At 56.9% G+C, this 23,280-nt stretch carries 19 protein-coding genes and 1 riboswitch; of the genes, 13 read left to right on the top strand and 6 right to left on the bottom strand.

Going from position 1 to position 23,280, the window contains the following annotated elements; genetic code table 11:
• Positions 1-59: 59 nt before the first annotated feature.
• A complete protein-coding gene (locus KYK14_RS14965; RefSeq protein ID WP_219159908.1) occupies positions 60-536 on the bottom strand; it encodes a MarR family winged helix-turn-helix transcriptional regulator in 477 nt (158 codons plus the stop codon).
• A gap of 110 nt (positions 537-646) precedes the next feature.
• Positions 647-2,425: an AMP-dependent synthetase/ligase gene (locus KYK14_RS14960; RefSeq protein WP_219159906.1), complete on the bottom strand. Its 1,779-nt coding sequence runs from the start codon at positions 2,423-2,425 to the stop codon at positions 647-649.
• Between the two features lie 177 nt (positions 2,426-2,602).
• Here KYK14_RS14960 and KYK14_RS14955 point away from each other — a divergent pair, with 177 nt between their 5' ends.
• The 4 genes from KYK14_RS14955 (at position 2,603) to murQ (ending at position 5,642) form a co-directional block, all read left to right on the top strand.
• The gene (locus KYK14_RS14955; protein WP_219159904.1) at positions 2,603-3,751 is read left to right on the top strand and encodes a formimidoylglutamase; all 1,149 of its coding nucleotides are present in this window, start codon (positions 2,603-2,605) and stop codon (positions 3,749-3,751) included.
• Between the two features lie 112 nt (positions 3,752-3,863).
• Positions 3,864-4,106: a cytochrome b5 domain-containing protein gene (locus KYK14_RS14950; protein ID WP_246601868.1), complete on the top strand. Its 243-nt coding sequence runs from the start codon at positions 3,864-3,866 to the stop codon at positions 4,104-4,106.
• 60 nt (positions 4,107-4,166) lie between these two features.
• Complete coding sequence (locus KYK14_RS14945; RefSeq protein WP_219159900.1) at positions 4,167-4,817, top strand: HAD family hydrolase; 651 nt, start codon at positions 4,167-4,169, stop codon at positions 4,815-4,817.
• 24 nt (positions 4,818-4,841) lie between these two features.
• On the top strand, positions 4,842-5,642 hold the full coding sequence (murQ, locus tag KYK14_RS14940; protein ID WP_219159898.1) for an N-acetylmuramic acid 6-phosphate etherase: 801 nt from the start codon (positions 4,842-4,844) through the stop codon (positions 5,640-5,642).
• A gap of 122 nt (positions 5,643-5,764) precedes the next feature.
• On the opposite strand, the gene KYK14_RS14935 is transcribed toward murQ, so the two are convergent.
• The gene (locus KYK14_RS14935) at positions 5,765-6,862 is read right to left on the bottom strand and encodes a porin (protein WP_219159896.1); all 1,098 of its coding nucleotides are present in this window, start codon (positions 6,860-6,862) and stop codon (positions 5,765-5,767) included.
• Between the two features lie 200 nt (positions 6,863-7,062).
• Here KYK14_RS14935 and KYK14_RS14930 point away from each other — a divergent pair, with 200 nt between their 5' ends.
• Positions 7,063-7,629, top strand: a complete 567-nt coding sequence (locus KYK14_RS14930; RefSeq protein WP_185282322.1) for a hypothetical protein — start codon at positions 7,063-7,065, stop codon at positions 7,627-7,629.
• A 96-nt stretch (positions 7,630-7,725) separates the two neighbouring features.
• Here the strand turns inward: KYK14_RS14930 and KYK14_RS14925 are convergent, their stop codons facing one another.
• The 3 genes from KYK14_RS14925 to era all read right to left on the bottom strand — a co-directional run bounded on the left by KYK14_RS14925 (position 7,726) and on the right by era (position 10,540).
• Positions 7,726-8,004, bottom strand: a complete 279-nt coding sequence (locus KYK14_RS14925) for a hypothetical protein (RefSeq protein WP_185282321.1) — start codon at positions 8,002-8,004, stop codon at positions 7,726-7,728.
• A 142-nt stretch (positions 8,005-8,146) separates the two neighbouring features.
• Positions 8,147-9,469 carry a ribosome biogenesis GTPase Der gene (gene der, locus KYK14_RS14920; RefSeq protein ID WP_219159894.1) on the bottom strand — a complete coding sequence of 441 codons (1,323 nt, stop codon included), beginning with the start codon at positions 9,467-9,469 and terminating at the stop codon, positions 8,147-8,149.
• Positions 9,470-9,643: 174 nt separating this feature from the next.
• Complete coding sequence (gene era, locus KYK14_RS14915; protein ID WP_185282319.1) at positions 9,644-10,540, bottom strand: GTPase Era; 897 nt, start codon at positions 10,538-10,540, stop codon at positions 9,644-9,646.
• Between the two features lie 211 nt (positions 10,541-10,751).
• Here era and hemH point away from each other — a divergent pair, with 211 nt between their 5' ends.
• The 8 genes from hemH to KYK14_RS14875 all read left to right on the top strand — a co-directional run bounded on the left by hemH (position 10,752) and on the right by KYK14_RS14875 (position 23,202).
• Positions 10,752-11,798 (top strand): ferrochelatase, encoded by a 1,047-nt coding sequence (gene hemH / locus KYK14_RS14910; protein WP_219159892.1) that lies wholly within the window; start codon positions 10,752-10,754, stop codon positions 11,796-11,798.
• Between the two features lie 289 nt (positions 11,799-12,087).
• A riboswitch (SAM riboswitch) is annotated at positions 12,088-12,179 on the top strand.
• A 273-nt stretch (positions 12,180-12,452) separates the two neighbouring features.
• Positions 12,453-13,205, top strand: coding sequence for a phosphoadenylyl-sulfate reductase (locus KYK14_RS14905; RefSeq protein ID WP_219159890.1), 753 nt, complete (start codon positions 12,453-12,455; stop codon positions 13,203-13,205).
• 174 nt (positions 13,206-13,379) lie between these two features.
• Positions 13,380-14,285, top strand: coding sequence for a sulfate adenylyltransferase subunit CysD (cysD, locus tag KYK14_RS14900; protein WP_185282316.1), 906 nt, complete (start codon positions 13,380-13,382; stop codon positions 14,283-14,285).
• Positions 14,286-14,385: 100 nt separating this feature from the next.
• A complete protein-coding gene (locus KYK14_RS14895) occupies positions 14,386-15,672 on the top strand; it encodes a sulfate adenylyltransferase subunit 1 (RefSeq protein WP_219159888.1) in 1,287 nt (428 codons plus the stop codon).
• Between the two features lie 112 nt (positions 15,673-15,784).
• Positions 15,785-16,567, top strand: a complete 783-nt coding sequence (gene cobA, locus KYK14_RS14890; protein WP_219159885.1) for a uroporphyrinogen-III C-methyltransferase — start codon at positions 15,785-15,787, stop codon at positions 16,565-16,567.
• Positions 16,568-16,578: 11 nt separating this feature from the next.
• Entirely contained in the window at positions 16,579-18,405 is a 1,827-nt protein-coding gene (locus KYK14_RS14885; protein WP_219159883.1) for an assimilatory sulfite reductase (NADPH) flavoprotein subunit, read from the top strand.
• Positions 18,406-18,562: 157 nt separating this feature from the next.
• Positions 18,563-21,460, top strand: a complete 2,898-nt coding sequence (locus KYK14_RS14880) for a TonB-dependent receptor (protein WP_219159881.1) — start codon at positions 18,563-18,565, stop codon at positions 21,458-21,460.
• A gap of 26 nt (positions 21,461-21,486) precedes the next feature.
• Positions 21,487-23,202 carry an NADPH-dependent assimilatory sulfite reductase hemoprotein subunit gene (locus KYK14_RS14875; protein ID WP_208306922.1) on the top strand — a complete coding sequence of 572 codons (1,716 nt, stop codon included), beginning with the start codon at positions 21,487-21,489 and terminating at the stop codon, positions 23,200-23,202.
• Positions 23,203-23,280: the final 78 nt, after the last annotated feature.

Here is a 23,280-nt window from a genome sequence, read left to right as displayed (position 1 = left end):
ACCTATTTACTTGTCAACGTTACGCTTCTTGCAAAAGGCAAAGCCAACTCTGGCCGCTCCTACGCCGGCAATTCCTTGCGCGGCGGTTTCACCGCGAAATCATCGAAAAGCGTTTTGCCTTCGATCATGCCTGTAATTTGCCCTATCACCTTAAAGAACACGTCGAGTTGGTTTTGCGGAATCTGCTCGTGCACTTTTTGGTTGAAGTGACGCACCGTTTGGCGGGAGATTTCCTTGCCGCGCAGGCCTTCTTCGGTCAGGAAGATGCGCACTGAGCGTTTGTCGTGCGCGTCGGCCTGTTTGTAGATGAGGCCTTTCTCTTCCATACTCCGCAAAATGCGCGTGAGCGAGCGGGTTTCCAGGCCCAGCAGCGGCGCTATTTTGGTAGCGGGCGTGCCGTTTTCCTGGTCAATATTCAGCAGCACAAAGCCGATACTGGTGGTGATATCGTGCTTGGCTGCCTGCGTATTATACATACGCGAAATGGCGTGCCAGGCTACTTTGATGTTATAATCGACGGTTTCTTCCGGTTTCATTGTGCGGGGTGAAGTCTGGTAAACATACGATTATTTGTTATGCTTGCATACTAAGTAAAGGCAAAAAATTTGGCAGGGTAGGGATGCAGGTGCCCCCTACCCTGCCAAGCTTACCGCTTCTCGTTGAACTCGTAGATGCTCTCAATCACATCCTTCAGGTTCTCCGAAATCACCTTGCGCTTCAACTTCATGGTAGGCGTCATCTCACCCGTTTCCACCGACCACTGCTTGGGCACCAGCACCACTTTCTTGACCTGCTCCCAGTGCGCGAAGCTGTCATTGTAGCCGTGCACAAGGTCGTTGTACATTTTCACCACCTTCTCGTTTTGCACGGCATCTTTCAGTGAGCCAATCTCTACGCCGTTCTTCTTGCCCCAATTTTTCAGCTCGTCCATGGCTGGTACTACTAGGGCTGAAGGGAACTTGCGACCGTCGCCTACCACCATAATCTGCTCTACCAGCGGCGACTCTTTCACCTTGCTTTCAATGACCTGCGGCGCAATATACTTGCCACCCGAGGTCTTAAACATCTCCTTTTTACGGTCCGTGATTTTGAGGAAGCGCTCCTGCACAAACTCGCCAATGTCGCCGGTGTGGAACCAGCCGTCGGCGTCGATGGCCTCAGCGGTTTTCTCAGGCTGGTTGTAGTAGCCTTTCATCACGGAAGCCGAACGAGTCAGAATCTCCCCATCAGGCGCAATTTTCACCTCAATGTTGTCGATAAGTGGCCCTACCGTGCCAATGAGGTTGTCCTCATGCTTGTAGCCTCCCACGGCAATTACCGGCGAAGTTTCGGTGAGGCCATACCCCTCCATCACCCGGATGCCCCCGGCCCAGAACACTCGCGCCAAGCGTGGTTGCAACGCCCCGCCCCCGCTCACAATGCAACGCAGATTACCACCCAACGCCTCACGCCACTTGTTGAAAATGAACTTGTTAGCCAGCGCCAACTGCGAATTATACAGGAAGCCTTGGTCTTTTTGGGTGTCATATTTCAGGCCCAGATCCAGCGCCCAGAAAAACAGCTTCTTGCTAACGCCTTCCAGCGTGTGACCTTTCGCTACTATCTTTTCATACACCTTCTCCAGCAGACGGGGCACCGTGGTAAAGATTTCGGGCTTCACCTCGCGGAGGTTGTCAGCAATGGTTTCCATGCTTTCGGCGTAGTAGATGCTCACGCCGTGCGTCATGTAGAGGTAGGTCACCATGCGCTCGAAAATGTGGCAGAGGGGTAGGAAACTCAGGGCCTTGTCTTTGGGTCCTACCGGCACGTAGGGCGCGGCGCTGCGCAGGTTGCTGAGCAGGTTGTCGTGGCTGAGCATCACGCCTTTGGGCTTGCCAGTGGTGCCAGAGGTGTAGATGAGCGTCAGCAAGTCATCGGGTTGCACGGCAGCGCGTAGCGGCTCCAGGTCGGCTGGGTTGCCCTGCCGGCCCATGTCCAGTAGCTCCGAGAAGTGCCGGGCACCGTCAATTTTATCGAAGCTGAAAATATGGTCGTGGGCAATGTTCATACCCTCTGTGGCGGCTATTACCTTCTCGTGCAGCTTCTCGTCCGATACCAGCACGGCCTTCACATCGGCGTCGCTGAAAATGTGTTTGTAGTCTTCTATCGTGATGCTAGGGTACATGGGCACCACCACGGCGCCAATCTGCGAAATGCCAAAATCGGCCAACATCCACTCAGGCCGATTCATGGCAATAAGGGCCACTTTATCGTCTTTTTTCAAGCCCAGCTTCACTAGGCCCAGGCTCACCAGATTGATCTGATCAATGGCTTCCTGAGTACTCATCTTCTGCCAGTTGCCGTCGTGTTTAGCAGTCAGGCAATCAGTTTGGGGGAATTTTTCCTGTTGAGCAGGTAGAATATCAAATGCGCGACGAACGTCCATAAAGAGAGAGCAGAAGGATGGGAAATACCGCTTAAATAACCGGATTTTTCATAGAAAAGCTACGGTTTGGCTGTTGGGCTAGTAGTTAACTAGCTGACCAGCTACTTTCTAGTACGTAAAAAGCCCTTGGGTAGCGCCTTTTGCGTAATTTTGGGCTTCTACGCTTTGCCTGCACTCATGAATCTGGGTATCTTTTTTGATCCGCTTCGGGAAGAGGTGGTGGCCCCACCGGCTGCACCTACGGCCCTGGCGGCATACATCGCCCCGTTCGTGCATACGTTCCCCGATTGGCGCACGGCCGACTTGGCCATCATCGGCCTCGACGACTGGCGCGGCACCGCCGCCGGGGCGCCTACCCACCACGGCGCCGATGCTGTGCGGCAGCGTTTCTATCATTTGCAACGCGGCGTACGGCCAGCCAAATTGGTGGATTTAGGCAATCTGCGGCCCGGCCTCACGCTGGAAGACACCTACCTGCGCCTGCGCGAAATTGTAGCTACTCTACTGGAGCACAACACGGTAGCTATCCTGCTCGGCGGTGGTCCCGACCTGGATTATGGGCAGTTTCTGGCTTACGAAACCCTGGACCGCCCCATCAGCTTTGCTTCTGTAGATGCGCGCGTGGACATGGCCGAGTACGACTGCGCCCCCGCCGAGGAAGCGCACCTGCGGCGCATGATTATGCACGATCCCAACTTCCTATTCAACTTCGCGCAGCTAGGCCACCAGCAATACCTAGTAGCGCCCGACGTGCTGGCGGCGCTGGAAAAGTTGCACTTTGAAACCATGCGCTTGGGTGCCATCCGCACCGATGTGCGCCAGGCAGAACCCCTACTCCGGCAGGCCGATTTCGTGACGTTTGATGTAGCTGCGTTGCGCTGGACCGAGGCGCCGGGCTACTACCCTGCCAACTCCTTCGGCCTCAGCAGCGAAGAGGCTGCCCAACTAGCCTGGTACGCTGGCCACAACGATCAGCTCACGTCTTTCGGCCTCTACGGCTACCGCCCCGACCACGACGCGCACGGCCTAGCAGCCGGCACGCTAGCTACCATGCTCTGGTACTTTGTGGAGGGTTTCTACCACCGTTGGGGCGAAATGGATTTTCAGAGCCGGCGGTTTATTCGCTATGCGGTGGGGCTGCCGGGCACGCCAGCCAAGCTGGTGTTTTATAAAGCCAAGCGCACCGAAAAATGGTGGCTGGAAGTGGAAAGCCTGGCCGACCAGGATATCAAGCGCATCGTGCCGTGCAGCTACGACGACTACATCCGCGCCGCTCAAGGCGACCTGCCCAACCGCTGGATTCTGACGCAGGCGCTACTGGGGTAGGAGCCGCCACAAGGAAGTTTGGACGTTTCGCTGGTTATTTGCTGAATCTATGAGCGAAACGCAAGCAAACTCATCTGCCCCCAATAGCTTACCCTCGCCGGCAGACACCTTGTTGCCTACCTATACCCGCGCCCAACTGGCCCTACGTAACGGGCAGGACCGGGACGAAATCTGGGTGGCTTACCAGGGCAACATCTACGACGTGAGCCGCTCCCGGCTCTGGCGGCGCGGCAACCACTACGAGCACTGGGCCGGTCAAGACCTGACCCGCGAGCTGGACCACGATGCCCCACATACGCCCAACGTATTCGATAATTTTCCCATCATCGGACGGCTGATTTCGCCCGTAAAATAAAGAACGTTCTAGCTTGGTCGCATACTGACGAGCGTGCTCTCCTCTACCTAACTGATTTACATGAAGGCATTTATCTTCGACCTCAACGGCACCATGATTCATGATATGGAATACCATACCAAGGCGTGGCAGCACATTTTCAACCACGAGTTGGGCGGTAATTTCACGTGGGAAGAAGTAAAGCAGCAGATGTACGGCAAGAACGGGGAGGTATTGGAGCGGATGTTCGGGCCAGATCGGTTCACGGCCGAGGAGATAGAGCAACTGTCGGTAGCCAAAGAGCAGCGGTACCAAGACGAGTTCCGGCCGTATTTGCAGCTGCTGCCGGGCTTGGCCGAGTTTCTGGAGCGCGCCTACCGGCAGGGCATTCCGGTGGCCATTGGGTCGGCGGCTATTCCGTTTAATATTGATTTTGTGTTAGATACGCTGGACATTCGGCGGTATTTCCGGGCCATCGTCAGCGCCGACGACGTAACGCTGAGCAAGCCCCACCCCGAAACCTTCCTGAAAGCCGCCGCCCAGCTAGGCGTAGCGCCTGCTGATTGCCTAGTGTTTGAGGACGTGCCCAAAGGCGCCGAAGCTGCCCACAATGCCGGCATGAACACCGTGATTCTCACCACCACGCACCAGCCGCAGGAGTTTGCGCACCTGCCCAACGTACTGCATTTCGCCGAGGACTTCAACGATACCTTTATCAGCAACTTACTGTAATTCACCCTTTCTCGCCCCTACCCTATGAGCACCACCGAAAGCGCCTCCCTGTTCAATAACCTCGAAACGCTGTCGACCCACGAGTTGCTGACCGGCATGAACAGCGTGGACCAGACCGTGCCCCAGGCCGTAGCCAAAGCCCTACCCCAGCTAGAGGCGCTGGTAGAAGCCACCGTGGCGCGGCTGCAACAGGGCGGGCGGCTGTTCTACATTGGAGCGGGCACCAGCGGCCGGCTGGGCGTAGTCGATGCCTCGGAGTGCCCGCCTACCTTTGGCGTGCCGCACGGGCTGGTAGTGGGCATCATTGCCGGCGGCGATACTGCCATTCGTAAAGCCGTGGAAAACGCCGAGGACGATGCCCAGCAAGCCTGGCGCGACCTGCAAGCGCACGACGTCAACGAGAAAGACATTGTGGTAGGCATTGCTGCCTCGGGCCGCACGCCCTACGTGATTGGCGGGCTGCAACAGGCCCGGCAACACGGCCTGGCTACGGGCTGTATTGTGTGCAACGCAGATTCTCCGGTGGCCGCCGCGGCCGAGTTCCCGGTGGAAGTTGTGACCGGGCCGGAGTTCGTGACGGGTAGCACGCGCCTAAAGGCTGGCACTGGCCAGAAGCTGGCGCTCAACATGCTCACCACTGCTACCTTCATCCGGCTAGGCAAGGTGAAGGGCAACAAGATGATAGATATGCAGCTCTCCAACGCCAAGCTGGTAGACCGCGGCGAACGGATGCTGATGGATGAGCTAGGTGTTGAGCAGGATGAGGCAGCTGCGCTATTGAAGAAACACGGTTCCGTGCGGGCGGCGCTGGATGCGCGAGGGTAAGCTATGTGTCATCCTGAGCGCAGCGAAGGACCTTATGACAGCAGAACGACAGACGTAACAACAACTCGTTCTGCTGTCATAAGGTCCTTCGCTGCGCTCAGGATGATATATAAGCACTACGCTCAAAACGACAGCGCAATCGTCGAAGTCAAGTTGCCGTAGGTGTGCCGGAAAGCGCCGTCTGTATTGGCGAAAATAGGGTTGCGGGCGTTCAGGATTTTGCCTTCTAAGCGGGCCAATACGTGTTTATTGGGGCGGTAGTCGAAGTTTAGAGAGCCGCCGCGCACGAAATAATCGGGTTCATTAGGGGTAGGACCCAGGTCGCGTACTACTACGCCATTCCGGGCATAATAATACTCACCACGAGCGGCCACAAACCACTGCGGTGCCAATTGGTAGCGCACAATGGCGGCGGTTGTGTGCCAAGTATCGTCTTTGGTATTGGGCCGGCGCTTTTCCTGCTTACCGATATCAAACCATAGTAGCGCCTGTAAGCGACTGGTGGCCGTGTAGGTCACGTAAAAATCGTGGAAGTAGCGAAAGCGCCGCACCGAATCCTGGGGCTGCTCGTTGCCGAAAATGGTGCTGTAGTTGAATAGTAGCTTCTCGGTGGGGCGCCACTGTACTTGTGTGCCCACCGATTTTGCGCGGTTGTTGTCGCGAATGTTTTGCCAGCCGTTGAGCGCCAGCGCCGTGAGCGTGAGCTTGTCGGAGGCTTCATAGGTAAAGCGGGCGCCCGCCTCGTAATACGGCGAGCCTTCGGCGGCCAGGGAATGCGTCACGGTCCAATTGTCTTTGCTGATGGCTGACTCAAATCCGACGTGCGCGCCGAACACCCCGATATCAAGCCAGGTTTTCCGCAGTGGCCGAAAGCCCGCGTAGGCCTCATAAATACTGCGCAACAGCGTGGGTTCGGCGGCGTAGTTGGCCTCGGGGTAGGTGCCGGTCTGTAAGCCCAGCGCCCCACGGATGTTGCCATCGTCGTAGCGCAGCCCAATCAGCGCCTGGTTTACCGTAAACTCGTTCTGGCGGTTGTGGGAGTAGAAAAAGCCTGGCCGACTGGTGTTATCAGGGTGTGGGAAGTCATAGCCGTAGTAGCCGTCGATGTAGCCATAGAGCGTGATGGGCGACGGACGAGCAACGGTATCGAGCGAAATCTGAGCAGCAGCCAGCTGACTCAGCAGGAGTAAAATACTCAACAATACGTAGCAGTGTTTCATAGCCGACCGTAACGAAAAGGCGCTCTATATGTTGACTTTCTACCTCAAAACCTCTTGTTGCGGAGTGGTTGGAGGGACCGTACTACCCTGGCAATTTGCATGACAAACTCTACCCAGTCGAACACTTCAATTCGCTACTGCGTTAGGGAGGAGCGGCCCGGGCGTCCGGGGTCGGTTGTTTTACCTCTAGCTCTACCTGCGTGCATACCATCGAGCCACACTACGCCTGGATCGACCAATACTCGGCTTCTGAAGACCCGCGCTCGCCCCTGCACGGCGCCGAGAACAGCCTCGACAGCTACGTCAATACCATCTACGGCTACTACATACACCCGCAGTGGGACGACTTTGGGTCGGACACCCTGTTTATCAAGATTTTATTCGTCGATTACGAGCAACAATCAGCCATTCTGGAGTTTATCGGAGAATGGAATGATGCTATCGAAAACGACATCATGCAGCTCAAACGCGAGATTATCGACCCGTTGCTACACGAGGGCATTGCGCGCTTTATTTTGGTAGGCGAAAACGTGTTTAACTTCCATGGCTCCGACGACTCGTATTATGAAGAGTGGTTTGAGGATGTAGAAGACGGCTGGATTGCTGGCGTCAACTTCCAAGAGCATGTTATTCGCGAAATGCGCCAGTTTAATCTCGATAGTTACATCAATTTTGGTGGGCAACTCGACGAGTTACCCTGGCGAACCTATGAGCCGCGCAAACTATTCAACGTAGTCGATAAAATTATTGGCTATCGGTTAGGATAGTGGCTGTTATTATAGCGAACCTATTCAAAGTAAACACAAAAAAAGGGGGCTCCCCTATGCGGAGAGCCCCCTTTTTCGCCTTTGCAGGCTACATGATTACTGCTGGGTGGTGGTAGCGCCACCAGCTGGAGCTGGCGTAGCCTGGCTTGGCAGAGCGTCAGCGGCATCTTCCATAGCGTCAGCTTTAGCTTCAGTAGCGTTTTCTACCGAATCAGCACCAGCTTCGTTGCCAGCTTCTTCCATAGCGTCAGCCTTAGCTTCGCCAGCTTCTTCTACGTTGTCAGCAGCATTTTCCTGAGCATTCTCAGTTTTGCTGTCGCACGAAGCGAACGAGAACGAAACGGCAGCCAGAGCGAGGAACAGTACTTTTTTCATGATGGAGGTAAATTGAAAAATGGAATTTCAGGTTTGGTGTTTCTCGCGGTTCCAGCCAGGCTGGAGGCGAAATTCGGGAGTTTATACCGGCGTTGGCAGAAGGTAACCCGACACTAGAAAAAAAACTTAAATTTTTTCTACCCTATTTTTTCCTAAACACAATACCAATCGGAACACCCTGAAAGCCAAAGTTTTCGCGCAGACGATTCTCCAGGTAGCGTGTATACGATTCCTTCACGTACTGCGGCAAATTGCAGAAGAACGCAAACACCGGGTTGTGCGTCGGCAACTGCGTCACGTACTTAATCCGTACCATCTTACCCTTTGTAGCGGGCGGTGGCGACTTCTCAATCTCGCGTAGCATCACTTCGTTGAGCTGAGAGGTAGGAATTTTGTGCATCTTGTTTTCGTACACCTGAATGGCCGTTTCGATGGCTTTGTGTACGCGCTGCTTGTTCAGCACCGAAATGAACACCACGGGCGGGTAGGCAATGGGCGCAATCTTTTCCATGATTTTCGCCTCAAATTCCTTGGCCGTGTTGGTCTCCTTGTCCTCGATGAGGTCCCACTTGTTTACCAGAATCACGATGCCCTTCCGGTTTTTATCGGCCAGGGAGATGATGTTCACGTCCTGCGCCTCAATGCCGCGGGTAGCGTCCAGCATCACCACGCACACGTCCGACTCCTCCATGGCCCGGATGGCCCGCAGTACGGAGTAGAACTCCACGTCTTCCTTTACCTTGGTTTTGCGGCGCAAACCGGCTGTGTCTACCAAGATAAACTCGTTGCCAAACGCATTGTAGCGCGCCGAAATGGAGTCGCGGGTGGTACCGGCAATATCGGTTACAATGCTGCGGTCTGTTCCCAACAGTAGGTTCACAAACGACGACTTACCGGCGTTCGGGCGGCCTACTACGGCAATTTTAGGTACGCCGGCATCGGGTTCTTCTACCCCTTCTTCTTCGAAGTGGCTTACCACGGCATCCAGCAAGTCGCCGGTGCCGGAGCCACTTTGCGAACTGATAGAGTAGATTTCGCCGTCGCCCATGCCCAGAGCGTAGAACTCGCCAGCGGCGTGGGCGCGGGCGTTGGTATCGGCCTTGTTGGCCACCAGGTAGATCGGTTTTTTGTCTTGGTAGCGGCGCAGTACGTTGGCAAACTCCTCATCTAGAGGGTGCAGGCCGGCGTCTACGTCCACCATAAACAGCACCACGTCAGCCTCATCAATGGCCAGCTTCACCTGCTTATTGATTTCCTCCTCGAATACGTCCTCGGAGTTGTGCACGTAGCCGCCCGTATCAATCACGGTGTAGTACTTGCCAATCCAGTCGCCGTAGCCATAGTGCCGGTCGCGCGTTACGCCCGACTCGTTGTCCATGATGGCTTTGCGCTGCCCCACCAAGCGGTTGAACAGCGTGGACTTACCCACGTTGGGGCGGCCCACAATTGCAATGGTATTTTTCATTGGTCTGACTCCAGCCGCCGGCCCGACCAAGTTCGGCAGTGCCCGGAGTAGTTAAGTGAGTTGTTGAGGTCGGAATGTAGGGGCGCCTTGCAGGCGCCCGTCGTTACTGATGTTGTTTAGTAAAACACTGTTGCGCGACACGGTCGTTCAACGATGGGTGCGTGCAACACACCCTTACTGGTATCCAAACCGGCTCAGTGCCTTCGGGTCAGTGCGCCAGTTCTCATTGACTTTGACGTGGATTTCGAGGAACACCTTTTTCAGGAAAAACTTCTCCATTTCCTCCCGCGCCCAAGTCCCTACCTTCTTCAAGGCCTCCCCGCCTTTACCGATGATGATGCCTTTCTGACTGCTGCGCTCCACGTAAATCGTGGCCCGCATCCGAATAATGTCGTCCTCTTCCTTGAACTCCTCGATACCTACCTCACAAGAGTAAGGCACCTCTTTTTTGTAGAGCTTGAAGATCTTCTCCCGAATCATTTCGGCAGCAAAGAAACGCTCCGGTTTGTCGGTTAGTTCGTCTTTGGGGTAGTAGGGCGGGTGGATGGGCAGCTTTGCCAGAATCAGATCCAGCAGCTCACCGGTCCCGAATTTCTCCAACGCCGAGATGGGTAGCACACGGGTAGCGTTGGGCAGGTGCTCCTCCCAATAGGCTACTTTAGCCTCTACCTCAGCCTGATCGGCCTGGTCAATCTTGTTGACCAGCAGAAAGATGGGCGTGTCCTGCATTTTGCGCAGGCGCTCCACTACGGGTTCTTCGTCGTGCTTCTCGTAGATGTCCGTCACAAACAGCACCACGTCGGCATCTTCCAGCGATGAGTACACAAACGACATCATGGCGCTGTGCAACTCGTACTTGGGCTGAATGATGCCGGGTGTGTCAGAGTAGACCAACTGAAAGTCATCACCATTCAGAATGCCCAGGATGCGGTGACGCGTGGTCTGGGCCTTGCTGGTAACAATGCTGAGCCGCTCACCCATCAGGGCGTTCATCAACGTCGACTTGCCCACGTTGGGCTTGCCGATGATGCTCACGAAGCCGGCGCGGTGCGGTTTTGGTTCGGTATTCACGGGTTGTCAGGGAATTAGCCCGCAAAGGTACGGGTATTTTGAGCTTTTAGCTAGTAGCTGGCAGTCGTTAGCTTTTTTGTGGTTGGATTGAAGATAACCGGCCAACTTTGCGGTTACATAGTCAGCCTCTAGACATAAGTGAGCCTAGGAGCTGTCCGTTCTATCGAAAAAAGCGAATAGCCAACCGCTACTAGCTATCAGCTAAATAATAATGCCTACTCCCGCCAATCCCAAACGCCGCGTTGGCGTCCTGCTCGTCAACCTTGGCACACCCGACTCGCCCCGTACGCCCGACGTGCGCCGCTACCTCAATGAGTTTCTCACCGATGGCCGTGTGATTGACATGCCGGCCGCCGTGCGTTACCCTCTTTTTCAAGGCTTGGTAGTGCCGCTGCGGGCGCCCAAATCGGCCAAAATCTACCAGCAGCTCTGGGACACGGAGCGCGGTTCGCCCCTACTCTACCACGGCCTGGATTTGCAGAAGCTGGTGCAGGAGCAGTTGGGCGACGAGTACGTGGTAGCCTTCGGGATGCGCTATCAGAACCCCAGCATCGAGAAAGGGCTGGAGGAGCTGCGCGACGCAGCCGTAGACCGCATCATTGTGCTACCCTTGTTTCCGCAGTACGCGGCAGCCAGCACGGGCTCGGTGCAGGAAAAGGTGATGGACATTGTGAGCAAGTGGTGGATTGTACCCAGCATCAGCTTTATCAGCAATTTCACCGATGACCCTAGCTTCATCGGCACCTTCGTGACGCTGGGCAAGGCCGAAATGGCCAAACATGACTACGACCATGTGCTGTTCAGCTACCACGGTATTCCCGAGCGCCACGTGCTCAAGGGTAGCTTTAAGGGGTATTGTCAGTTGGGCAAGTGCTGCAACACCTACAACAAAAACAACCGCTACTGCTACCGCGCGCAGTGCTTTGAAACCTCGCGCCTGTTGGCGAAAGGCCTCGGCCTGCGCGACGACCAGTACACTGTGGCCTTCCAGAGCCGCCTACAAAGCCGCCTGCGCGACCCGTGGCTGCAACCCTACTCCGACGAAGTGCTGAAGGAATTCCCCAAAAAAGGCATTCACAACGTGCTGGCCTTCTCCCCCGCTTTCGTGGCCGACTGCCTAGAAACGACCATTGAGGTAGGCGTGGAGTTCAAGGAATTATTTGAGGAATCCGGCGGCAAGCACTGGCAGCTGGTGCCCTCCCTGAACTCGCACCCGCAATGGGTAGAAGGCGTGGTGAACATGATTCGCCAGAATTAGCAGCGCCTGATCAGTTAGCACGTCATTCCGAGCTGGTCGAGGAATCTCGCGTGCTGACGAAAGATAGAAATTACCGGGAGCACGCGAGATTTCTTGACCGGCTCAAAATGACGTGCTAGTATGGAAAACCCACTTTTCTAGCTATACAAGTTAGCCCGCTCAGAACCTTTCTTAGCTTCACTAGTTATATCCGACCCGCTGTGTATAGCAGGTCGGATATTTTTTATTTGTGTTTTTCGGCGCTGTGTCTTTACCTTTGTGCCACCAATTCTTTCCCTTTGAAGGATTGTTTTTATACAGAGGCGTGGAGAGACAGGCTCGACGAAACGCCGGCAACCTCCGCTTAATGCGGAACGGTGCCAAGTCCTGACCATATAAAAACAAACAACCGTGGTCCATTCCAACAACCTCCGCACACTTGCTTCTCCTACCCTCTCCGGCCGTGTGGCCGCCTGCATGGGTATGATGTGCTGCTGTGCCTGTTGTTGTTGAAACGACCGGGAAGCATTTCCCTTTGACCTGAGTCTGCCTGCCTAAAGTGCCACCGGCACGGCCCCGACTCCCCATTCGTACCGCGCACAAGCAGCCACAGCTGCCGCCGGCTACCCTTCCGCGGCCTCGTCCGCACTTCTTCCTCTAGCTTTTTTTCGTTTTATGTCTACTTCCCTCGAATCGCGGGTTTCCGACCTACGCCAGCAGTTTGCTACCCAGGATGCACTAGATATCCTGCGCACTGCGGTAGAAGAGGCTCCCGGCAAAATCACTTTCTCTACCTCTTTTGGCATTGAGGATCAGATTATTACTCACCTGATTTTTGCGCACGACCTACCCATTGAGGTGTTCACGCTGGATACGGGCCGCAATTTTCAGGAGACGTATTCCACCTGGAGCAAGACTATTCTGAAATATCAGAAGCCCATCAAAGCCTACGCCCCGCAGACAGCTAGCGTGCAGGCATTGGTAGAGGCAAAAGGCCCCAACAGCTTCTACGAGAGCATCGAGAACCGCAAGGAATGCTGCGGTATTCGCAAAGTGGAACCGTTGAACCGGGCGCTGCAAGGTCAGCAGATTTGGATTACCGGCATCCGGGCCGAGCAGTCGCAGAACCGCCAGACGATGGAGCCCGTGGAGTGGGACGAGCCGCATCAGCTTGTCAAAATACACCCGCTGTTCAACTGGACCTGGGAGCAGTGCTGGGCCTTTGCTAAAGACAACGGCGTGCCTACCAACCCCTTGCACCAGCAAGGCTTCGTGAGCATTGGCTGCGCGCCGTGCACCCGCGCCATTAAGCCGGGCGAGGATTTCCGGGCCGGACGCTGGTGGTGGGAAAACGCCGACGCCAAAGAGTGCGGCCTGCACGCCACCCACAACGGCCCCGACCCCGTGGTAGAATCGGTACCGGCGTAGAGGGTCACAGAAAGACCGTCATGCTGAGCGCAGCGAAGTCGAAGCATCTCGCGTGCTGACGCCAGATAGAAATTACCGTGGCACGCGAGATTCCTCGGCAAGCTCGGAATGACGATCTGCTCCTCCCTACCCCACGCCCATATCACAAACAACTGAATACAGACAACTCACTATATGCCTACCCTTGATTACCTGGATCGGCTCGAAGCCGAAGCCATTCACATTCTGCGCGAAGTAGCAGGCCAGTTTGAGCGGCCAGCCTTGCTGTTTTCGGGCGGCAAAGATTCTATCGTGCTCACGCGATTGGCCGAAAAGGCTTTTCGGCCGGGCAAGTTTCCGTTTCCACTGGTGCACGTAGACACGGGCCACAACTTTCCTGAGGTGCTGGCCTTCCGCGACGCGCTGGCCGCGCAGCTCGGTGAGAAGCTGGTGGTGCGCAAGGTAGAAGACACCATCAAGCAGAAAGGCTTGCAGGACCCCACTGGCAAATACCCCAGCCGCAATCCGCTCCAAACCTACACGCTGCTGGATGTAATTGAGGAGTTTGAGTTTGATGCCTGTATCGGCGGGGCGCGCCGCGACGAAGAGAAAGCCCGCGCCAAGGAGCGTATTTTCTCCGTGCGCGACGACTTCGGCCAGTGGGACCCCAAGCGCCAGCGCCCCGAATTGTGGAACATCTACAACGGCAAAATTCAGAAGGGTGAAAACGTGCGCGTGTTCCCTATTTCCAACTGGACCGAGCTGGACGTGTGGAATTACATTCGCCGCGAAAACATTGCCCTACCCGAAATCTACTTTGCTCACGAGCGCCAGTGCGTGGTGCTACCCGGCGGCCAACTACTGGGCCTCACAGAACACCTGCACCTCGATGCCGACGATGAAATTGTGAGCCGCCAAGTGCGCTTCCGCACCGTAGGCGACGCCACTTGCACGGCCGCCGTGGCCAGCGACGCCAGCACCGTGGAAGACATCATTGCCGATATCATCCAGGCCAAGGTGAGCGAGCGGGGTGCCACCCGCCTCGACGATACCATCTCGGAAACCGGCATGGAAGACCGTAAACGCAACGGCTATTTCTAAATGGTGAAGTTGTGAAGGGTGAAGTTGTGAATTACACGCACAATTCACCCACACGACAAACTCACAATTTCACAACCTCACAATTTCACCATTCCATCTCATGGATCTTCTTCGATTTATCACTTGCGGCAGTGTAGACGACGGCAAAAGCACGCTGATTGGCCGGTTGCTGTACGACTCCGATTCAGTGTCGCTGGATATTCTGGCGGCGCTGGAAAGCCGGGGCGCTGCCCAGGGCAACGTAGACTTGGCTTTGCTAACCGATGGCTTGAAAGCCGAGCGCGAGCAAGGCATTACCATCGACGTTGCCTATAAATACTTCACCACGCCGCGCCGCAAGTTCATCATTACCGATGCGCCAGGCCATGTGCAGTACACCCGCAACATGGTGACGGGCGCCAGCAACGCCGACCTGGCCATTGTGCTGGTTGATGCCCGCCACGGTGTGATTGAGCAAACGCGCCGCCACAGCATCATTGCGGCTCTACTCGGCATCAAGCACTTTGTGCTGGCTGTGAACAAAATGGATCTGGTGGGCTACGACGAGGACGTGTTTCACAAGATTGTAGCCGATTATCAGGATATCACCAAGCTGCTGAAGCTGACCGACGTAACGCCGATTCCGATGAGCGCTTTGCAGGGCGACAACATCGTGCGCAACTCGGAGCACATGGCATGGTATACCGGTCCGAATTTACTCGAGCACCTCGAAGCTGTGCCTGGCGCCGAGGAAACTAAGGCTGAGCCGCGCTTCCAGGTGCAGTATGTGGTGCGCCCCCAAACGGCCGAGCTGCCCGACTACCGCGGCTACGCCGGCCAGATTCAGAGCGGCTCCTACCGCCGTGGCGACAAAGTGCAGGTCCTACCCTCCGGTCTAGAATCGACCATTGAGGCCATTGAAATCAATCAGCAGGAAGTGGAAGAAGCCGTGGCCCCGCAAGGCGTGATTATCCGCCTGGCTGATGACGTGGACATCAGCCGCGGTGACACCATTGTGCCCGCGCATCATGTGCCGCACCTCACGCGCGAGCTGGAAGCTACGCTGTGCTGGATGGCCGAAACACCCTTGCGCGCTGGTCGGCGCTTCCTGCTCCAACACCACGCGGCCCTGGTGAAGGCCTCGCTGCCTACTATTCTCTACCGCCTCGATGTACAAAGTCTCACGCACCTGGGCGCCGAGGAAGCCCGCCTGAACGACATCGTGCGGGTGCGCCTGAAAACGGCCGTACCGCTGGCCGCCGACCCCTACCGGCAGAACCGGAAGTCTGGCTCCTTTATTCTGGTAGATGAGCAGACGGGCAACACGGTAGCGGCTGGCCTCATCGAAGCTGTTGACCCGGACTATTTCACAGTGGCAGAGCCTGGCGCCGTGGCGTTTTCTATTTAACAGGAGCGCTTTGCACACGCCCATCGTTGCTGAAGTTGTTTATACATAAGCCGTTACCAGGCGCTATCGTGCAACAATGGGCGCGTGCAACGCCCCCCTACCTTAATTTCTCATGCCTACCCTCCCTACCCCTCGTCTGACTGTAGTAGGCGCCGGCCCCGGCGACCCGGAGCTGCTGACGCTGAAGGGCGCCCGCGTGCTGGCTGAGGCCGACGTGGTGCTCTACGACGCACTGGCCAACGACGAACTGCTGGCCTATGCCCCTACCGCCTTACAGATTTTTGTGGGCAAACGTCGGGGAAAGCGCGCTTACTCTCAGGATGAAATCAACGCCCTGATTGTGGAGCAAGCCCGCCAGCACGGCCACGTAGTGCGCCTGAAAGGCGGTGACCCATTCGTGTTTGGGCGTGGCCGGGAGGAGATGCTGTATGCCGAGACGCACGGCCTTGCTACGGCGTACGTGCCCGGCATTAGTAGTGCGGTGGCAGCCGCGGGTAGCCTGGGCATTCCGGTCACGCACCGTGGCCTGAGTGAGGGCTTTCGGGTGATTACGGCTACCACATCGAGTGGGGAGCTATCGGGGGAGGTAATGGCGGCGGCACAGGCCAATGCTACTACCATTATTCTGATGGGGCTGAGCCGGCTGCAAGAGATTATGCAGCTGTTTGCCCGGCACGGCGCGGCTCACCGACCGGCCGCCGTAGTGCAAAACGGTACCCTACCTACTGCTCGCCTTGTGGTAGGCACGGTGGCCACTCTGGCTGCCCAGGCCGACGAAGCCGGCATCGGTGCGCCGGCCATTATCGTGGTAGGCGATGTGGTGACGCTGGCCACCACCCAGGCTACGCCCCAGGAGGCAGCCACTATTCTTTATCAATACGCTCAAGTAGCCTAAGGGCTTTCTGCATGTCAACTCCAACCAACTCCCTACCCTTCGGCCTCGACCCCTCCAGCCTCGACCAGCAAAGTGCCACGCTGAAACCGGAGCAGTTGCTGTGGCTAAGCGGCTACTTCTATGGGCGCTACGCCGCCACGGGTGCTGTACCAGCAGGCAAGCAAACGGCAGCGGCTCCGGCTGCTCTCAGCGCTACGCCGGCTCCAACTGCCCTCCCGCCCATCACCATTCTCTACGGTTCCCAAACCGGCAACGCCAAAAAGGTAGCGCAACTGGCCGCTGAGGCCGCCGCCGCCAAGGGCTTGCAGGCAGTGGTGAAAGACATGAACGACTACGCTCCGCGCCAGTTGGCGCAGGAAAAGTTGCTGCTGGTAGTGGTGAGCACGCAGGGCGAAGGCGACCCGCCTATTTCGGCGGAGGAGCTGCACCGCTTTCTGCTTGGCAAGCGGGCACCCCAATTGCCGGAGTTGCGCTACGCCGTATTGGCCCTCGGCGACCAGAGCTACCTGCAATACTGCCAGACTGGCAAGGAGTTCGACGCCCGTTTGGCAGAGCTGGGCGGCCAGCGCCTGCAAGACCGGGTAGATGTAGACGTAGCGTTCATTCCGCCCTCAAAGCAGTGGATTGAGGAGGTGCTGACGAAAATTGCTGCGGAAGCTACGCCGTCGGCCAGCGTGTCGGCCGCTGCGGCCGTGACCGGCAGCGCACCCGCACCTGAGGCCCCGGTGTACTCACACGACCATCCGTTTGAGGCCCGCGTGCTGGAAAGCATCCAGCTCAACGGCCGTGGATCGACGAAAGAAACCTACCATTTAGAGTTAGACCTAGCCGATTCGGGTCTTGTCTACCAGCCCGGCGATGCGTTGGCTGTGGTACCGGTAAACGAAGCGCCGCTGGTAGAGCACACGCTCCGCGCCGCTGGCCTGAACGCCAGCGACACGGTACAACTCGACGGCAAAACCCTACCCCTAAGCACGGCCCTCACGGAGCATCGCGAGCTATCAACCCTCACGCGCGACGTGCTGGAGCGCTACGCCGCCCTCACCGAGCGCACCGAGCTGCGCGAGCTGCTGACCGATAAGACCAAACTGCAACCCTACCTCTACGGCCGCGACATAGCCGATTTATTGGCCGAATATCCCACCGAACTATCGGCTCAGACGCTGGTGGATACGCTACGGCCGCTGCCTACCCGTGCCTACTCTATTGCCAGCAGTCTGCTGGCCCATCCCGACGAAGTACACCTTACGGTGGGCGCCGTGCGCTACGAGTCGCTGGGCCGGCAGAAGCAAGGTGCTTGCTCTACCTTCCTTGCCGACCGTGTGCAGCCTGATGACACCGTGCGCGTGTTTGTGGAGCAGAACGAATACTTCAAGCTGCCCCAGGATACGGCTACCAACATTATTATGGTAGGGGCCGGCACGGGCGTGGCACCGTTCCGGGCGTTTGTGGAGGAACGGGTAGAGCTGGGTGCCACTGGCCGCAACTGGTTGCTGTTCGGCAACCCGCACTTCACTACCGACTTTCTGTACCAAACGGAGTGGCAGCAATACCTGAAAAAAGGTGGCCTAAGCAAGCTGGACGTAGCCTTCTCCCGCGACCAAGCCGAGAAGCTTTACGTGCAACACCGTTTGCTCGAAAACTCCCGCCAAGTATACGAGTGGCTGGAGAATGGGGCATCCTTCTATGTATGCGGCGATAAAGCTCGCCTTGGAAATGCCCTTCAGCTAGCCCTTACCGAAGTAGTGCAGCGCGAGTCTGGCCTCGATACCGAAGCCGCCACCGACTACGTGCGCAACCTGCGCAAGCAGCGCCGCTACCTGGAGGACGTGTACTAGGCATAATATTATCACCTGATTCACAATGCGTTGCTGCTTTAATACCCGATGTTGTTGTAGGTAATCGTGACCTCGCTGGTCGCGGCCTTACGTTCGACCACCCCTTTTGCTTTCTACCTTCTCAACACACTCTTTTAAAGACAGCGCACGCATTGTCATGAGACAACTATATCCTTTTTTCTGGCTTTTCAGCTTCCTGCTGCTAACTACCCGAGCGGCCGTGGCACAGGACCCCATCATTGCAGTGAGCGGCAACGTGCGCGATAACACCCATCAGGCCCTTCCCGGCGTCACCATTAGCGTGAAGGGCGGTAGCGTGGGTGCGCAAAGCGACGCCGACGGCAACTTCATTCTCAAAGAGCGGCTCCGATTTCCGTTTACGCTGGTATTCAGCGCCATTGGCTACGATACGCGCGAGGTGGAAGTGGCACGCGCTAGCAGCCGCTTGCAGGTGTCGCTGGAGTCGAAAAACATGCTGATGAACGAAGTCGTGGTATCGGCTTCGCGGGTAGAGGAAAGCCGGCTTCGCTCGCCGGTAGCCATTGAAAAACTCGACATTCGCGCTATCAAGGAAACACCCGCGCCGAGCTTCTACGACGCGCTGGAAAATGTGAAGGGCGTGCAAATGACTACCAGCAGCCTCACCTTTAAAGTACCCAATACGCGCGGGTTCAACATCCCGAACAACTTCCGTTTTATGCAGCTCGTGGATGGCGTGGATATGCAGGCCGCTACCCTGGGCGTACCCTTGGGCAACGCCATCGGCCCTACGGAACTGGATATTGCCAGCGTGGAAATCACGCCCGGCGCTGCCTCCGCCCTCTACGGTATGAACGCCATCAACGGCATGGCGAACCTTACCACCAAAAGCCCCTTCACCTACCAAGGCCTGAGCGTGTACCAAAAACTGGGCGTGAACCACGTGGACGGCACTGACCGCGACCCGAGCATGCTGACGGAATCGGCGGTGCGGTGGGCGCAGGTGGTAGGCCCCGGCCAGCGGTGGGCGTACAAAGTCAACCTATCCTACCTACGCGGCACTGACTGGTTGGCCAACACCCAAACCGACCAGAACCCGCAGACGGCTTCTTCAGCCAACCCACGCTTTCCGGAGCTGAGCGGTGCCAACAACCCCGCCGCCGACCTCTGGAACCGTTATGGCGATGATAACGCCGGCAATGTGTCCATCACCATTCCCTACCAGGGCCGCAACGAAACCTTCAACGTGCGCCGCACGGGCTACTACGAGCGTGATTTAGTGAACCCCATTGTACGCAACATCAAGGCCGATGCCAGCCTGCACTACAAGCTCACCGATAAGCTGGAGCTGTCGTACGGCTACCGCTTTGGGCTGATGGACGGCGTTTTCCAGCGCGGCAATAAGATTCAGCTGGATGGCGTGACGGTACAAAATCACAAGCTGGAACTGCGCGGCCAGGATTTTACGGCCCGCGCCTACATGCTGATTGAGAATACGGGCGACTCCTACAACCTCAACCCGCTAGCGCTGAATCTGGATTTGCAGAACGGCTCTAATGCCGTGTGGGGTGGCCGATTTCGGACTGCCTTACAAGATCAGCTCGGCGCAGGTACCAGCCTTGCCGATGCCATGCGCCAGGCCCGCGCAGTGGCCGATGCCGGCCGCGCCGTGCCAGGTACTGCCGCGTTCAACGACCTCAAAAACCAGATTGTGCATACCAACAACTGGGACAGTGGCGTGAACGTGCCCGGTGCACCCATCCCCGGCGGAGCGGCCCTTACGCAGCGCAGCCACACCTACCACGCCGAGGGTATTTGGAATCTGGGGCAGCGCATCAAATTTGCTGATGTGATTGTGGGAGCCGATGCACGCGTGTACGCTGTGATTCCGGATGGCAACAACTTCGTGGATTTCGGCCGCCCCATCAACGAGCGTACTCAGCCTGGTGGCGACAATCAGTACTATAAAAAGGTAGGGGGCTTTGCGCAGGCCACGAAGCTGTTCTTCGCGGAGCGCCTGAAAGTGACAGGCTCTTTGCGCCTCGACTACAACCCCGAATTCAACCCAAAGCTGAACCCACGGATTGCGGCCGTGTACACCGCTGCTGAGAAGCACAGCTTCCGGGCGTCGTACCAGAACGGCTGGCGCTTCCCGAGCTTGTTTGAGGCGCTGTCGTTCGTAAACAATGGCAACGTACGGCGGGTAGGCGGCCTGGCCCGCGTGAACGAAGGCCTGAACTACCTCGACAATTCCTATACGCTGGCCTCCATTTCCACCTTCAATGCGGCGGTGAATGCCTATGTGGCTGCCAATGCCGGCACTACCGCTTCGCAGGCTGCATTGCGTCCTGAAATTCGCAGCTTGCTTACCGTTGGCAACCTACCCACCGAGCAACCTGAGCAAATCAACGCCTACGAGGTAGGGTACCGTAGTGTGCTGTTCGACAACCGCTTGTCGATTGATGCGGATGCGTACTATAATATTTACTCGGGTTTCCTGGGGCAGGTAGAAGTGAGTGTGCCCAAGGATGCCAGCGGCAACCAAGTGCAGGTAGGCTCCGACAATGCCGTGCTGGCCGCTCTGAACAGTAACCGTGCAGCGCGCCAAGACCGTTACCGCGTGTATACCAATGCCCGCAACAAGTACAACAGCTACGGCTCTACGCTGGGCCTGACGTATAATTTCTACCAGAAATTCTCGATAGGTGGCAATGTCAACTTCAATAACCTATCTGCCAATGACGAGGCCGATATCTTTGTAACTGGCTTCAACACACCGAAGTGGGCTACGAATGTTACCTTCGGCAACCGCGAAATTGTGCGCAATGTGGGCTTTAACGTGGTGTGGCGGCGGCAGACTAGTTTTCTGTGGGAAAGCCCCTTGGCCAATGGCCGGGTGCCTGCTTACCAAACGGTAGACGCGCAAGTAAATGTGCGCGTTCCGAACCTGAAAACCACCATCAAGGTTGGAGGAGCAAACATCTTCAACAACCGGTATATCCAGTACGCTGCGGGTCCTACTATTGGAGGACTGTACTACGTAGCCTTAACATTTGACAATACCGTGCTGCGCTAACGCCAGCCTTCCTAAACGATTCCATCATGGCTGATACTCCAAAATTATCCGAAGTCGAACACATTAAGGCGGGCAGCAACTACCTGCGCGGCACCCTCAAAGAGAGTTTGGCCGACCCTATCACCGGGGCTATTGCACCCGACGATACGCAGCTCATCAAGTTTCACGGCTCCTACCAGCAAACCGACCGCGACCTGGAAAGTGAGCGGAAGCGCCAGAAACTGGAGCCGCTGTACTCCTTCATGATTCGGGTGCGCGTGCCCGGCGGCGTGGCTACCCCCGACCAGTGGCAGCGCATGGATGCTTTGTCGGATGCTTATGGCAGCGGCGCGCTCAAGCTCACCACGCGCCAGACGTTTCAGTTGCACGGTATCCTGAAGCGCGATTTGCGGGCTACCATTCAGGAATTCAACGATGTGCTAATGGACAGCATTGCGGGCTGCGGCGACGTGAACCGCAACGTGATGTGCGCCGCCAATCCGCACGAGTCGGCCCTGCACAAGGATGTGTATGCGGTGGCTACGGCCATCAGCGCCCACCTCACGCCCCGCACTACCGCCTACTGGGATTTGTGGCTGGATGGGGAGAAGCAGTATTCCAGCTTGGTGAATGATGGGGAGAAGGAAGACTTTGAGCCGATTTACGGCGCCACCTACCTGCCGCGCAAGTTCAAAATTGCCATTGCTGTTCCGCCCCAAAACGACGCTGATATCTTCTCCAATGACATTGCTTTGGTAGCCATTGCTGAAAACGGCGTGCTACAAGGCTTCAACGTGGCTATTGGCGGCGGCATGGGCATGACCTTTGGGATGCCCGAAACCTACCCCCGCCTAGCCGACCTCATCGGCTTTGTGCCGGTGGATAAGGTGGTAGACGTGTGCGAGAAAGTGGTAACCATTCAGCGCGACTGGGGCAACCGCGAAAACCGCAAGTTCTCCCGTCTCAAATACACCATCGACCGGGTAGGGCTGCCCGCATTCCTGGAAGAGCTACGCCTACGCCTGGGCTACGACTTGGAGGAAGCACGCCCCTTCCACTTCACCGGCTCCGGCGACTCATTTGGTTGGTCGCAGGGCGAAGATGGTAAGGAGCATCTGGCACTATTTGTAGAAGGTGGCCGTGTGACCAACAAAAACGGTGTAGAGCTGAAAACCGCCCTGCGCGAAATTGCCGCCTTCCACACCGGCGAGTTCCGCCTGACCGGCAATCAGAACCTAGTCATTGCCAACATCGACCCTAAGCACCGCCAACGCGTGCAGCAGATTCTGGAAAGCCGCGGTGCCTGGGCGCAAACCCAGCAGCAAACCGCGCTGCGCCTCAGTTCTCTGGCCTGCGTGGCCCTGAACACCTGCTCGCTGGCCTTCGCCGAAGCTGAGCGCTACCTCCCCCACCTCCTTGACCGCCTCGATACCGTCATTCAAGCCAATGGCCTCAGCGACGACGGCATTCTGATTCGGATGACGGGCTGCCCCAACGGCTGCGCCCGCCCCTACCTCGGCGAGATTGGCTTGGTAGGCCGGGCCATCGGGCGCTATAATCTCTACCTCGGCGCCGACCACTCCGGCCAACGGATGAACAAGCTCTACAAGGAAATGCTGGATGAGGAAGGCATTCTGGCTGAGCTAACGCCGCTGCTGGAAGCCTACGCTCAGGAGCGAGAGCCCCAGGAAAAATTCGGCGACTTCGTGATCCGCCAGGGCCACGTGACCGCCACCGTGCAAGGCTTGGATTTCCACGCTTAATTCAGTTGCGAGTGAGAATATATCTGTCATCCTGAGTGCAGCGAAGGACCTTATTGCAGTGGAACGAGTCGTTGCTAC

The organism is Hymenobacter profundi (genome assembly GCF_019334315.1).
GTDB classification, from domain to species: domain Bacteria; phylum Bacteroidota; class Bacteroidia; order Cytophagales; family Hymenobacteraceae; genus Hymenobacter; species Hymenobacter profundi.
This window is presented reverse-complemented; position numbering and strand designations above follow the sequence as displayed.